The sequence below is a fragment of the Okeania sp. SIO2C9 genome, from assembly GCF_010672455.1.
Taxonomy (GTDB): domain Bacteria; phylum Cyanobacteriota; class Cyanobacteriia; order Cyanobacteriales; family Microcoleaceae; genus Okeania.
Genome location: NZ_JAAHGO010000071.1, coordinates 1 through 13719 on the forward strand (window position 1 = coordinate 1; position 13719 = coordinate 13719).

The following is a 13719-nucleotide window of genomic DNA, read 5'->3' on the forward strand; positions in this document are numbered from 1 at the left end:
GGAAGACTACCCGTTTATAGGTGTTCGGTGGAAATGCAGTAATGTATGCAGCCTAGACACACTAACAGACCGAGGACTTGACCTCATTTCAATCTTTACTTCTGACTATGCAGCCTTCTTTGTTTCTTAATTATTGTCTTGAAAAAGTAAAAAAATAAAGAAAGCTTGTTTCTATTCATTTCATTTAGAAGCAAGCTTTCTTTTTTAGATTTTTTTAGATTACCGAATAATTAAGGTTTAAAGCCTCACCTTTCAAGAAAAAATTTTCCTTTGAGTCAATCCTCTCCTTGAAAAGAAGAGGTAATTATTAATTATTAATTATTCATTATTCATTATTTTTTACCTACAAACGGCACGATTGTTAGCATTTAGAACTATTGTGCCTTCTACTCCATTAATAATAACTGGGTTGCCTGTGCTAACTCTCAATAATCGTGGTTTTTTATTCAAACATTCTGTAACCTCTTCTCCCCAAGCTTGTATAGAAGCAGTATATTCCGCCCTGTAACGCAAAAGCTCATCTAAAGTAATTCCAGTGGGTATAGGAGGTAGGTTGTTAACAAAAGCATCAGTTATTGGAGAATCAGTTCTGATGCTGTCATCAACATCAATTTCAGTAATAATTGGAAAATCAAATTTTCTGGGTAAAGTTCTGTAAGGAATAGACAAATCTGGTAATGGATAATATTCTTCCTTGCCAGATTTGTAGTCGAAATCAGATGGTATTGCCAAAGTTGGCATAGGCAAATTTGCAACTACTAAAGCACAAACACTTCCTAATAATGTAGAAAATTTTTTCATTTTTTTTCCTAGTTCTAGATCAATTTAATCAGATGTCAACTAACAAGTTAGTTTGCCGAATCTTTAAAGTTTCTAAAGTTTTTGCCCTTGATGCTGTTGAATTCTTCCACTTAACTGACCACAGTCGAATCCTGTGGGGCGATTTTGACTTCGCCCCACACACTTCACTAAGGTCTAAACCTAGTGTTATGCTTACTTTACGGATGGCATTAGCAGCCCCGTTTGCATCTGCATTAATATACCAATTACTAGCAGTCCGATACAATCCACGCTTAGTTCTTTTGCCTGTTAGGGAAGCTTGTCTGAAGGACTTAGGCTTCCAATCATTGGGTTTTTCACCATAACTAGGAAGATAGTCACCATCTAAGAAACTAGCAATGCTTGTATAACTTTCTTCAGTCTTAATAAACTCAATTCCATATTGCTTACTAAGCACTGAAATTAATATTTTACTGATAATGAGTCACTTCAAACTCACACCACGTAATATACTTTAATCCTTGTATTTTGATAATATTCTTATAACTACAAGAAAAATGTATAGTATCTATCAGTTGATATCAAAAAAATTTTACTGAATAAGTTGTTATTTTTGAAACATATAAAATTAAAAAAAATACAAAAATGGAATTGTCCACAAGCATGATAATTCCCGTAGCACCTGCGGGATACAAATCTGGATTTGTTGGTATAATAGGGCGGCCTAATGTTGGCAAATCTACTCTAATGAATCAACTGGTAGGGCAAAAAATTGCTATTACTTCCCCAGTTGCTCAAACTACTCGTAATCGTCTGCGTGGTATTTTGACTACAGAAGCAGCGCAGATGATTTTTGTTGATACTCCTGGTATTCATAAACCTCATCACCAATTGGGCAAGGTATTAGTTCAAAATGCTAAAATAGCAATCCAATCTGTGGATGTAGTGTTGCTGGTAGTGGATGGGTCAGTAATAGCTGGTGGGGGCGATCGATATATTATAGATTTACTCAATAAAATACATATTCCTGTGATTTTAGGTTTGAATAAGTTAGACTTACAACCTCAAGATCATGAGGAAATAGAAGCTAGTTATCATCAGTTGATCGATCCTCACTCTTGGCAAATAGTGAAATTTTCTGCTCTTACAGGGGAAGGAGTAGAAGGACTACAAGATTTGTTGATTGAACATCTTGAAGCTGGACCTTATTATTATCCTCCTGATTTAGTAACTGACCAACCAGAACGTTTTATTATGGGGGAATTGATCCGAGAGCAAATCTTACTGTTGACTCGTGAAGAGGTACCTCATTCAGTAGCGATCGCTATTGATAGAGTAGAAGAGGAAACAACTATTACTCGTATTCTTGCTACTATTCATGTTGAACGCTCATCTCAGAAAGGAATTATTATAGGTAAAGGTGGGAATATGTTAAAGACTATTGGAAGTGCAGCACGTCAACAAATTCAAAAGTTAATTGCTGGCAAAGTGTATTTGGAATTATTTGTCAAAGTTCAATCTAAATGGCGACAGTCTCGGATTCAATTAGAAGAGTTGGGGTATCAAGTTGAGGAATAAAAGAAATTACACGCTAGTTATAACAGGAGGATAATTGATATGGTGTGATGTAGTATAGATAATTCCGATCATATACCTCAAAAATTTTAGCTTTACAGGAAAAATAAACTGGCTATCATAATTTTTTAATCAGCTTTTACATATATAAATTTTGAATATAGTTCTGATTTGGAAAAATAATGTTACGAATTAATTTTGCCAATTCAAAGACTTTATAGGATAGGAGATTTTCCTTGGACTAAAACGATAAATTATATCAAATCCGTTTAATTCGGTATAAAAAAATGTTCCATCTTCAACCATTACTAAATATTTCTCGATCTCCCCATCCCCCATCTCCCCATCTAATTATACCGATGCTATCGGATTTGATATTACGACCTAATAAATGGTAGGAAAAAAAGACCCAGAATTTGTTAAGAAACCAGACTTAGCAATGTCTCTAGTTGACCAATGTTTGTAAGCGAGGACATCGGCCAAAAATTGTGTTATATCATGTCCGGTTGAACAGTGATAAATAAATAACTACCGAGGAGTCAGGAGTCAGGAGTCAGGAGTCAGGAGGAAAGAGGGAAGAAAGAAGAAGAACTGGAGTTGAAGGAGAAAGTTTTTTTATAACTAATTATCCGGACATGATATTAATTGATGGGGGATATGGTAACAATACATCATTCTTGAATCAACGAGAAAAAATAAATTTAACTTATATAGGAGGATTAGCTAAAAATCGTTTGCGTAGCATTCCGTAGGAAAAAGTAATCATCAAAAAACAGGATAATATTAAAGAGGAAATTAGATTAGACCAGCTAGCTGAAAGTATATCCCCACAAGCCTTTAACTTAGTTCAACTAAGCACAAAAAATGAATCACGAAGTTTGGGTAGCCACATTAGAAGTACAACTATCTAGGATGTCAGGTCAAAAAACTATAGCTATCGTGATGAATGCTAAAAATTTTTATGATGCCAGTGATATTAACTATTATATCACTAATATCGAACACAAATATGTAACTCCAGAGCGGATATATTCTACTTATTCTAAGAGAAATTGGGTCGAAGTTTTCGTGATTAGAAGCGCTCATGATGGTTAGGACTAAGAGAAGATAAAGTCAGAGATAAAATCAGCTTAAAAAGGCATTTTATTTTAGTCTTATCGTGCTTATATATTTATTATCTGGCATCAGTTAACTGGAGGCATAAGAAGGCGTTGGGCTAACAAACCTTTAAAGACTTTTACTGATACTTTAGAAGCCTGATCGTACAGTGATATCTTACCGTTTTATCAAGTGGTTAGATGAAAACATCGACGTATTTACCGAAAAATTGTGGGTATGCGCCTCCCCTTGGATAGGGGATAATAAGCGGTCGTTTGCGCAGCATGACCTAGGATGGGATGGCGAGGTCTCGGAGCCATATCCAATCGACTCCTGTGAAGAAAAATTTTCATCTCTTTGTCAATCCTCTCCTTGAAAAGAAGAGGTAATTATTCATTATTCATTATTCATTATTCATTGTTGAACGCTCATCAAGAGAGTTTGGGGTTTGTTTGGGTTTGAAATTTGCTAAAGTCCCGCTATTCCCTGTTGCCTAAAACAAAGGAATTTTTACTTCATCAGTATAAGATCTGCTATATATTTATTACCGAATAATTAAGGTTTAAAGCCTCTACTTTAAAGGAGAAACAAGCGGTCGATCTTCGGAGCTTCCCCGTTGGGTGGGATGGCGAGGAAACCTGCGCCATATCCAATCGACTCCTGTGAAGAAAAATTTTCATCTCTTTGTCAATCCTCTCCTTGAAAAGAAGAGGCAATTATTAATTATTAATTATTAATTGTTTAAATTGTTCCTGACTGCAAACGAAGCATATAATTTTTTAGATCGGATGCAACTTCACCTGACATTAAATAGCAACCAATTAAATTAGGAAAAGCCATAGCTAAAAGCATCATATCCGTAAAATCTAATGCAGCACCAACACTAACATTAGCACCAATTATTACACCCAAAATATAGATAATTTTAGGAATAATAGTTGTCTGACTGCCAAATAAATAGTTCCAAGAAATTATTCCTTGATAAGCAGTACCAATCATAGTTGAAAAAGCAAATAAGAAAACAGCAAAAGCCAATATATAAGGGAACCAACTAAAAACTGAAGCAAAAGCATCAGCAGTCATTTTTACTCCATCAATTCCTTCCCGAGAATCTTGATAAACTCCTGTAATTACAATTACTAAAGCTGTCATATTACAGATAATAACCGTATCAATAAATGGTTCTAATAAAGCTACTATTCCTTCTCGAATTGGTTCATTAGTTTTAGCAGAAGCATGGGGAATAGATGCAGTACCCAATCCTGCTTCATTAGAATAAGCAGACCGTCTTAACCCTATAGAAAATGTTGTGACAAAACCACCAGCAACTACTGCTGAAGGAGAAAAAGCTTCGGTGATAATTTTACCAAAAGCTGGCAGAATTTGTGTAAAATTAATACCTAAAATCCACAGACAAGCAACAATATAAATAACTGCCATTGTTGGAACTAAACTACCAGCAACTGCACCAATACGTTTCATCCCACCCAGAATGACGATCGCTACTAATATTGCCACGATCGCACCATAAACCCAACTTGATAAACCAGGTATAACATTAGAAACGGCGACGTAAGACTGATTAGTCTGGAAAATGCTAGCACCAACTAGGGTAGATAGTCCGCAGAAGAATGCAAATAAAGTGGCCATTCCTTGCCCCATTGCACGCAATCCCATGTTAGCTAGACCTTTAGACAAATAGTACATTGGGCCTCCGGTTATAGAACCATCTGAGTTGATTTTTCGGTATTTCAGACCGAGAGTACATTCGGTAAATTTGCTGGTCATACCAAATAACCCACCAATAATCATCCAAAATACAGCACCAGGTCCTCCTAATTGGATAGCGATCGCTACACCTGCCACATTCCCTATACCCACTGTGCCAGAAATAGCTGTGGCAAGAGCTTGGAAGTGAGTAACTTCTCCTTCATCTTCTGGGGAATCATATTTTCCTCTCACGATATCAATAGCGTGTTTAAAACCTCGAATATTAATAAAGCCCATACGAAATGTTAGTAAAATTGCTCCTAAAATTAGCCACAATACAATTAGTGGGAAACCAGCAATATCAAAAAAGATAATTTTTTCTAGGATGGTTACTAACTTTTGAAAAATTCCATCAATAGTACTAAAAATATTAGTATTTTCGACCTTTGTGAAAGCTAAGACAGTCATTTCAGTTATCAGTTATCAGTTATCAGTACCTCTGCAATAAGAAGGCAAGAAAATACGGGATTCTCTTTTTTTTATCCCCTTATTAAAACTATGCTTTATAAACATCTTTCTCTTTTCATAAAACTTGACAAAAATATCATTTGATGTTTTGAAGTCTGAAAACTCCTAGTGTGGTTGCGATCGCAACCACAAAAAACAACTTTTAGGAGTACACAAGTTAGTCAATTTGTCAAAGCTTGTAAAACGAACAAAATGCTCGTAAGCTTTTTATAATAGGCATTATCCACTTTTGTAAATAATTTTGCCGATCGTGGATAGTTATTAAAAGGGGAGGCGCATACCTACAATTTATCGGTAAAATTTACTGTAGTAATAAATATTATGGACAACAGCATATTTTTGACTAATTTTTGAGGAAAATTTTGCATTTAATTATGTCTGATGGGCAAAAAAAAATCATAATTTATCATTAAAATATACTCATGGATTTATGATTTTTCAATATAGAATCAGGAACATTTATTAAAAATATATTGTTAACAAATTATTACACAATTTTCAATGAATGCTAGTTTAAACTAAATACTATAGTTAAAGTTATACAAAGATTTGTAAATTACCTATACAGATTTTAAGTTATAAAAGGAATTCTATTTGTATTCTAGGTTCATTATTAAAAAGCGTTTAGCAGTTCAGCAATCAGCAGTCAGCTTTTTAGAAAGGGATTTAAACCTCTCCTAAAATTAAGCTACTTATAGAAGTCGGGGATGTTTTACCCAAGCTTGGACGTTCTGGAATGCTCCGCAAACAGATACCTAATTGCGCAAATTTTTAGGCTGATAGCTGATAGCTAATAACTGATAGCTAGTTAACTATTACTTGTACAGACAAAGAAAATTCATTCGTTAAAAAACCATGACTACAGAAAATACACAATCAAAAATTCAAAATGGTAAAATAGCAATTCTGCTACACAATGGCATCCAGGGTCCATCAGGCAAAACTGGCTTGTCACTATTGCGCTACAGTCAAGCAGAAATTGTTGCTGTCATCGATCGCCAATGTGCCGGAAAATCATTACCCGAACTCACTAAAATTCCCCGCGATATACCAATAGTTGCTTCCGTTGGCGAAGCCATCGCTTTTGACCCAGAAGTATTAGTCATAGGTATAGCTCCTTCAGGCGGTGCTTTACCTGATGAATGGTTTGGAGAAATCAAACAAGCAGTTACTTCTGGGTTATCAGTGGTCAACGGTTTGCATACCCCTCTGGCAAATCATCCAGAAATTCAACCACTATTGCGACCTACGCAATGGATATGGGATGTGCGTCAAGAACCTCAAGGATTAACTATTGCCAGTGGGAAAGCCAGAACACTTTCTTGTCGCCGAGTCTTAACAGTGGGTACTGATATGGCGATCGGTAAAATGTCTACCAGTTTAGAACTAAATGCTACAGCTCAACAGCGAGGTTTCAATTCTAAATTCCTCGCTACAGGACAAGCAGGTTTAATGATTGCTGGTAATGGTATTGCTTTAGATGCAGTGCGAGTTGACTTTGCTGCTGGAGCAGTGGAACAAATGATTATGCAGTTTGGCAATACCCACGACTTACTGATTATTGAAGGCCAAGGTTCTCTATTGCATCCTGGTTCTACTGCTACTCTCCCATTATTGCGCGGTACTCAACCCACGGATTTAATCTTGGTGCATCGTGCTAATCAAACTCATATTCGCAATCATCCCAGTGTTTTGATTCCACCCTTACCTAAAGTAATTGAGTTGTATGAGATGGTGGCCGCTGCTGGTGGCGCTATGGAACCAGTGCGAGTTGTTGGTATTGCCATGAATACTTTTCATTTAGATGAAATGGCTGCGAAAGAAGCGATCGCTCAAATGGAAATAGAGACTGGTTTGCCTTGCACTGATCCTGTACGTTTTGGTGCGGAGCTATTATTGGATGCAGTTATAGGCAACAGGGAACAGTTCATTAATTGATAATTGATAATGGATAATTGATAATTACAAGAAGGTTTTAACCGTTACGGAATTGAATATAAGGAAATATTATTTCTTCTCTTGGTCGATTGGATATGGTTAGGAAACCCATCCATCCCACCCTTCGGGAAACTCCGCTAACGACAGCTTTTTTCCCCTTAAAAGGGGAGGCGCGAATTATTTAATTAGGGTTTGCTCAAAAAGTCTTTTATACCAAGCGTGAAAAAAGAATGTTACGAATAATAAGTGCAATAAAAAGATTTTGTAGGAAATTTCCCTTTGACAAAAAAGAGAATTTACGACCTGAAAGCTGGTATTAAATCTATTCATTCTGACTCCTGAATTCTGAATTCTGTTTGCGGAGCATTCCGTAGGCAATTCTAAGAAATACCCTATCTATTTGTAGCAAACATTTATCAAATTGGTATTAGTAGGGGTAGGAGACAGGAGACAGGAGGAACGGGGAATTATAGAGGAGGTAGTCGGAAAAATTGTCAGAGTGATTTTTCTGCCATAATCGTCCCAAAATACTAGCTTTTTGGGCTTTTTGAGCTGAAAATCTGGCACTTTTTTAGACCAAAAAACGCTAAAACCAATATCAGTCAATCCTTTGATATTTAATCAGCAAGCCCTAATTATTAATAATTAATTATTAATTATTCGCTAACAGGCAACAGTGGGAAAAACATTGCCTAGTGCCACTACGCGGAAGTTAAAAGTCAAAAGAGGGCGAATGCCATTCGCCCCTACACATGGCGTTTTAAAGGTTAAACTGATAACTGATAACTGATAACTGATAACTGATAACTGATAACTGAAATTACCATTTCCCCATACCTCCCCAAGCTGCTCCAGAAAAACAGCCAGCAATTGCACCTAAACCAACCCCAAAAATCGTTGAAAGTATAATGGTAAAATCTTCATCAATTCGCATAACTCTCACTAAATCTATCGAGCCAAATTGTGGTAAAATACCACCCAAAATTACTCCAATAATTACTCCTAAAAAACAACCCCAAATTCCACCTAAAAAAGCACCTCTAATTCCTGATAATTTATTTGATAAAGGTAAAGTTGGCGCTCCTAAAATTGGTCCTAAAACAGCACCACCGATTATTCCACCCATTGCACCTACACCTATTGCCGGAATCATACTACTTATGAATATTGATAATAACTCCAGCCAAGAATTACTATTCTCTTTCATACTTTCCTGAAACACAAAAATACCAGCTAAAATTGCCCCAATAACTGTTCCTAAAAAAGCACCCCAAATAGCACCTAAAAATAAACCACGTCTGCCCCAAATTCGTCCAGCCCCAGGCAATGTTAAAGGTGGTTTAAAAGCACTCCAAATACCACCCCAAATAGTACCTAAAAATCCTCCAAATAAAACTGCTTGTCCGAATGACTCCAGACGATTACTAATTCCATATATACTACCACTAATAGCAACTGCAATAAACCCTCCCCAAAATGCTCCAGTTAAAGCTAAACTGCTACCAGACATTCCCACAGGAATAATATATTGCCAAGCTAATGCGAAAAACCCTCCCCACAATATTCCCACGATCGTACCACCAAAAACTGCAAGGCTGCCTTTTATTATTCCTAATACTAAACCTGCTACTGCTGCTGCACACAATATTCCCCAAAGGCTACCCCACATAGCATCTTTAGCAATGCCAGCAATACCATTTCCACCACCTGGTAGAGGAATTATTGGTAATGATGGCGGTTTAGTTTTAGTCAGAATAGGTGTTAATAAAGGTTGATATTGACCCATTTTTCTGTTTATAATAATGGGTTTTGGTGGTACTGGTTTTCGGGGAGTAGTAGTAGTTTTTTGCGGCCTCAACGACAACAATTTTCGTGGCTTCGGTTGAGCTGGTTGCAGATGTTTCTGATTTCGCACTGCTTCCCTTGATGGAAAAGGGTCGCGGCCTTTTAATTTTTTGGTGCGATCGCACCACGGACAAGATTTTAAATGATTACCATATAAATGTTGATGATTTTTTTGACATATTATTAAATTATCCTCTGCTTCTCGTAGTGCTTGCAACCAAATTTTAGTGTCTGGGCGCTCTGTAGGATGTTTATGCCCTTTTTCAAAACAATCAATAAATAATTCTTGTATTCTGGGATGCAAAATCTTAAAATCTGGGGCAAGTGGGGTTGGGCGATAGGGAACTCGCTTTTTACTGTAGGGAAAATGACCTGCTTGAATTCGAGCTTCAAGACTGGGTGGTTCACCTCTACCTTGATAAACTCCGGCAAAGGGGTGAGTTCCCTCCATCAAAACCTGAAATATTAACACCGCTACCCCAAATAAATCATGTTCTGGTAGGCGATCGACTTCCCGGAAACTTTGACCTTGTAATTCTGGGGGGGTAAATTCTAGTTTTCCCACTGGGCAACGATAAACTTCTAGAGTGTAGGGGTCGCGCACTTGAAATGAGTCTGTATCAACTAGGGTTACTAAAGCAGTATCTGTCACCAGCATATTTGACTCATTGATATCGCCGACTGCATATCCACTTTTGTGTAGAGCATTAACTGCTGCGACTAAGTTACGAGCTGTGCGGTGAAGATAACGATAGTTGAAGAGGGGTTTTTGTTCCCTACGGTTTCTGGGATTATAGAATATATGTATCGGTTCTGCTCTAAAAACACGAGGCATCAGAAAACCGATGATTTGCTGTTTACTGTTGATAGTGTGTAGTAGGTCTACAGGCCATGCGATCGCTGAATGTCCGGCTGCCATCGGTGCGTCTGGTGGGTGAGAGAACATTACTGTTAGTTTATCGGCATCTTCATCTGTGGGTTTGTGGTAAATTTTGGCCACTAAGGATGGGTCTTGTAGCACAGGATAGATACGACCTTCTCCACCCCCACCAATCAAGTTTTGGGTGTCTAATGTGACGATTTGTCCACTAAACTGACGTTGCAACTGCATGGGTACTGTTGTTGACCCTAAGATTGTTTTTTCGTTTACAGTATAGCTTGAAATTTTGGCGTTGGTGAATCAACTTAACCAAGTCATAAGTCGGAAGTCAGAAGTCATAAGTCGGAAGTTCTATAACGGGGATTTATATCATGTTCGGACGGGTCAGTTATAAAAAAACTTTATCCCTTTTAACCCTTTCTTCCCTTCTGCCTCCAGCTCCCGCTGCCTCCTGCCTTTCTTCCTCCAAAGTGTAAGTATTCAACCGAACATGATATTAAGCCTCGCTCCAAAAATATTGCGCTTTAAAAAGCGGGGTTTTATACTATTTCTCAAAAACTTTTCTAAATTTTGTTGAGCAGGGGAGTAGGGGAGTAGGGGAGAAGTAAAAATAAGAATAATTAATATAGCAATCAGGAATGAGTTGTGAGAATTGAGATGTTCCTTAAAAGTGTAGAATATAGCAATTATTATATTCATATGATACGTTTTTTCTTCTTCTCTGTTCCCTATTCCCTGTTCCCTATTCCCTAAAGCAAAAGTTTCCAATATCTCACAACTAAAATCATATTGCTATACCAAATTGATAAATGTTTGCTACAAATAGTTAGGGTATTTATTCTAATGCGCGAATGCGCGAATTTAGAATGCACTTGGGGATATATTTAATACCATTTTTGATGTTGCAAATTACCTTTTTCGTGAAACATACTTTATCTGAAAGTCTTTTTATGGTGCTTACTATTCGTAACATTCTTGTTTCAAATTGGTAGAACATTAAGTTAGCTTAAATTAGCAAAAAAGTGATTTTTATTGCATTGATTAGTTGACAAATGAAGTACTGCCCAAGTGTGGCAATAATGCATGAAAATTGGTATTAGACCGATATTATTTTGATAAGAATATATATCATAATTGCGCAGGGGCACTAATACCAATTTTATAAATTTTTGCTACAAATAGTTAGGGTATTTATTGTAATTTATAATTTATAATTTAGAATGCACTTGGGGATAGATTTAATGCTATTTTTGATGTTGCAAGTTACCTTTATTGATAAATGTTTGCTACAAATATTTAGGGTATTTATTCTAATGCGCAAATCTAGAATTTAGAATGCACTTGGGGATAGATTTAATGCTATTTTTGATATTGCAAGTTACCTTTTTCGTGAAATATACTTTATCTGAAAGTCTTTTTATGGTGCTTATTATTCGTAACATTCTTTTTTAAAATTGGTATAAATACAGTGATGGTGTCGTGCATAACGGGCAAGATGCCCATTCCACAATCATAGCTAAATTCACCAACGCCGAAATTTTTAATTTTAGTTCATAAGCAGAGTAAAACTATGAGATTTATTAGCCCGAAAACTGATTTTGCCTTTAAAAAAATCTTTGGCTCAACTGAGAGTAAAGATATTTTGATTAGTTTCCTAAATGCTTTGATATATTATGGTGAGTCTATTATTCAAGACTTGGAAATAATTGACCCCTATAATCCTGGAGATATAATTAGTTTAAAAGATAGTTATTTAGATGTTAAAGTTGTCTTAAATGATGGCTCTAATGTGATTATTGAAGTGCAGGTTTTGAGTGTTCCTGCTTTTGAAAAGCGAGTGGTTTATAATCTTTGTAAAACTTATGGAAATCAATTAAGTACTGGGCAAGGGTATAGACAATTAAAACCAGTAATTGCTTTGACGATTACAGATTTTGAAATGTTTGATGAAACGGCAGAATATATTAATCATTTTGTGTTTAAGGAGAAAAACAAATTATTTGACTACAGACCCCAAGAAGTGGCAATGATATTTGTAGAATTACCAAAGTTTCCCAAACAATTAAAAGAGTTAGAAAGTCTATCAGATAAATGGATTTATTTTATGAAAGAAGCCCCCAGTTTAGAAGTTATTCCTAATAGTCTGGCAAAAGTTAAAGAGATAAAAAAAGCTTTAAATATTGCTAATCAAGCAAATTTATCTAGAAAAGAATTAGAAGAAGTACACAAGCGAGAAATGTTTTTAGAAGACCGTACAAGTGAAATTATATTAGCTCGACAGGAAGCACGAGAGGAGGGACGAGAAGAAGGATTAGAAGAAGGATTAGAAGTTGGTAAGTTGTCAATGCAGAGATTAATATTAGCTCAACTCGAGAGAAGGTTTTCAGGAGAAATAACTGGAATAATCAGAGAGAATATTCAACTGTTATCTATGGAAAAGTTAGAAGATTTAGGAGGAGCAATTTTAAGTTTTAATCGTTTGGAAGATTTATCTAATTGGTTGGCAGAATTTGATGGGCAATAGGGGAGGCGCTTATCAGTTATCAGTATGTAGGGGCGAATGGCATTCGCCCTCACTGAATTGAGTGTCTGTGCGTAAATCTTGTGAAGGGCTTTGTTGCATGAAAGTATATAGCTGCCGCACTTGCTCCGCATATGTACTTCATAATGCGTGAAAATTGCTGTAACTATTGGACAATAGATAGTAGTGCATCAATGTTTGAGGCGAAAAAGGCTGAAACTATAAGCTGTAAAAGCTTTGAGGTTTAATTAGCAGAGTAATAACTATTGGACAATAGATGGTAGTGCATCAATAATCGCGATCGCTATATGAAAGCTTTCTCAACAGAGTAATAACTATTGGACAATAAATCAATAGAACATCTGTAACTATTGGACAATAGATCAAGAGAACATCAATGTTTGAGGTAAAAAAGGCTGAAACTATAACCTGTAAAAGCTTTGAGGTTTAATTAGCAGAGTAATAACTATTGGACAATAGATGGTAGTGCATCAATAATCGCGATCGCTATATGAAAGCTTTCTCAACAGAGTAATAACTAATAGATGGTAGTGCATCAATGTTTGAGGTGAAAAAGGCTGAAACTATAAGCTGTAAAAGCTTTGAGGTTTAATCAGTAGAGCAATAACTATTGGACAATAAATGGTAGTGCATCAATAATCGCGATCGCTATCTTTCGTGAATCAACAGAGTAATAACTATTGGACAATAGATGGTAGTGCATCAATGTTTGAGGTGAAAAAGGCTGAAACTATAAGCTGTAAAAGCTTTGAGGTTTAATCAGTAGAGCAATAACTATTGGACAATAGATGGTAGTGCATCAAGAATCGCGATCGCTATCTTT

The 13719-nt window shown here is 36.2% G+C and carries 8 protein-coding genes; 4 read left to right on the plus strand and 4 right to left on the minus strand.

Features of this window, described 5'->3' with window-relative positions; genetic code table 11:
- Positions 1–339: 339 nt before the first annotated feature.
- Positions 340–801, minus strand: a complete 462-nt coding sequence (locus tag F6K23_RS32160) for a hypothetical protein (RefSeq protein ID WP_293163719.1) — start codon at positions 799–801, stop codon at positions 340–342.
- Positions 802–829: 28 nt separating this feature from the next.
- Positions 830–1237 carry a hypothetical protein gene (locus tag F6K23_RS32165; protein ID WP_293163722.1) on the minus strand — a complete coding sequence of 136 codons (408 nt, stop codon included), beginning with the start codon at positions 1235–1237 and terminating at the stop codon, positions 830–832.
- Between the two features lie 188 nt (positions 1238–1425).
- Between F6K23_RS32165 and era the strand changes: the two genes are divergently transcribed.
- Both era and F6K23_RS32175 read left to right on the plus strand, forming a co-directional pair.
- Positions 1426–2358, plus strand: a complete 933-nt coding sequence (gene era, locus F6K23_RS32170) for a GTPase Era (RefSeq protein ID WP_293163725.1) — start codon at positions 1426–1428, stop codon at positions 2356–2358.
- Positions 2359–3219: 861 nt separating this feature from the next.
- Positions 3220–3450, plus strand: a complete 231-nt coding sequence (locus F6K23_RS32175) for a hypothetical protein (protein WP_293163728.1) — start codon at positions 3220–3222, stop codon at positions 3448–3450.
- A 744-nt stretch (positions 3451–4194) separates the two neighbouring features.
- Here the strand turns inward: F6K23_RS32175 and F6K23_RS32180 are convergent.
- Positions 4195–5631: a sodium:alanine symporter family protein gene (locus F6K23_RS32180; protein WP_293163731.1), complete on the minus strand. Its 1437-nt coding sequence runs from the start codon at positions 5629–5631 to the stop codon at positions 4195–4197.
- Between the two features lie 915 nt (positions 5632–6546).
- Here F6K23_RS32180 and F6K23_RS32185 point away from each other — a divergent pair.
- A complete protein-coding gene (locus tag F6K23_RS32185) occupies positions 6547–7629 on the plus strand; it encodes a DUF1611 domain-containing protein (protein ID WP_293163734.1) in 1083 nt (360 codons plus the stop codon).
- 820 nt (positions 7630–8449) lie between these two features.
- Here F6K23_RS32185 and F6K23_RS32190 read toward each other — a convergent pair.
- On the minus strand, positions 8450–10585 hold the full coding sequence (locus F6K23_RS32190) for a DNA-binding protein (protein ID WP_293163737.1): 2136 nt from the start codon (positions 10583–10585) through the stop codon (positions 8450–8452).
- 1339 nt (positions 10586–11924) lie between these two features.
- Here F6K23_RS32190 and F6K23_RS32195 point away from each other — a divergent pair.
- On the plus strand, positions 11925–12878 hold the full coding sequence (locus F6K23_RS32195; RefSeq protein ID WP_293163739.1) for an Rpn family recombination-promoting nuclease/putative transposase: 954 nt from the start codon (positions 11925–11927) through the stop codon (positions 12876–12878).
- Positions 12879–13719: the final 841 nt, after the last annotated feature.

Bases quoted from the DNA above. Each gene is read 5' to 3' on its own strand.
- F6K23_RS32195 (WP_293163739.1), top strand. From the start codon at position 11,925: ATGAGATTTATTAGCCCGAAAACTGATTTTGCCTTTAAAAAAATCTTT.
- F6K23_RS32180 (WP_293163731.1), bottom strand. From the start codon at position 5,631: ATGACTGTCTTAGCTTTCACAAAGGTCGAAAATACTAATATTTTTAGT.
- F6K23_RS32185 (WP_293163734.1), top strand. From the start codon at position 6,547: ATGACTACAGAAAATACACAATCAAAAATTCAAAATGGTAAAATAGCA.
- era (WP_293163725.1), top strand. From the start codon at position 1,426: ATGGAATTGTCCACAAGCATGATAATTCCCGTAGCACCTGCGGGATAC.
- F6K23_RS32175 (WP_293163728.1), top strand. From the start codon at position 3,220: ATGAATCACGAAGTTTGGGTAGCCACATTAGAAGTACAACTATCTAGG.
- F6K23_RS32160 (WP_293163719.1), bottom strand. From the start codon at position 801: ATGAAAAAATTTTCTACATTATTAGGAAGTGTTTGTGCTTTAGTAGTT.
- F6K23_RS32190 (WP_293163737.1), bottom strand. From the start codon at position 10,585: ATGCAGTTGCAACGTCAGTTTAGTGGACAAATCGTCACATTAGACACC.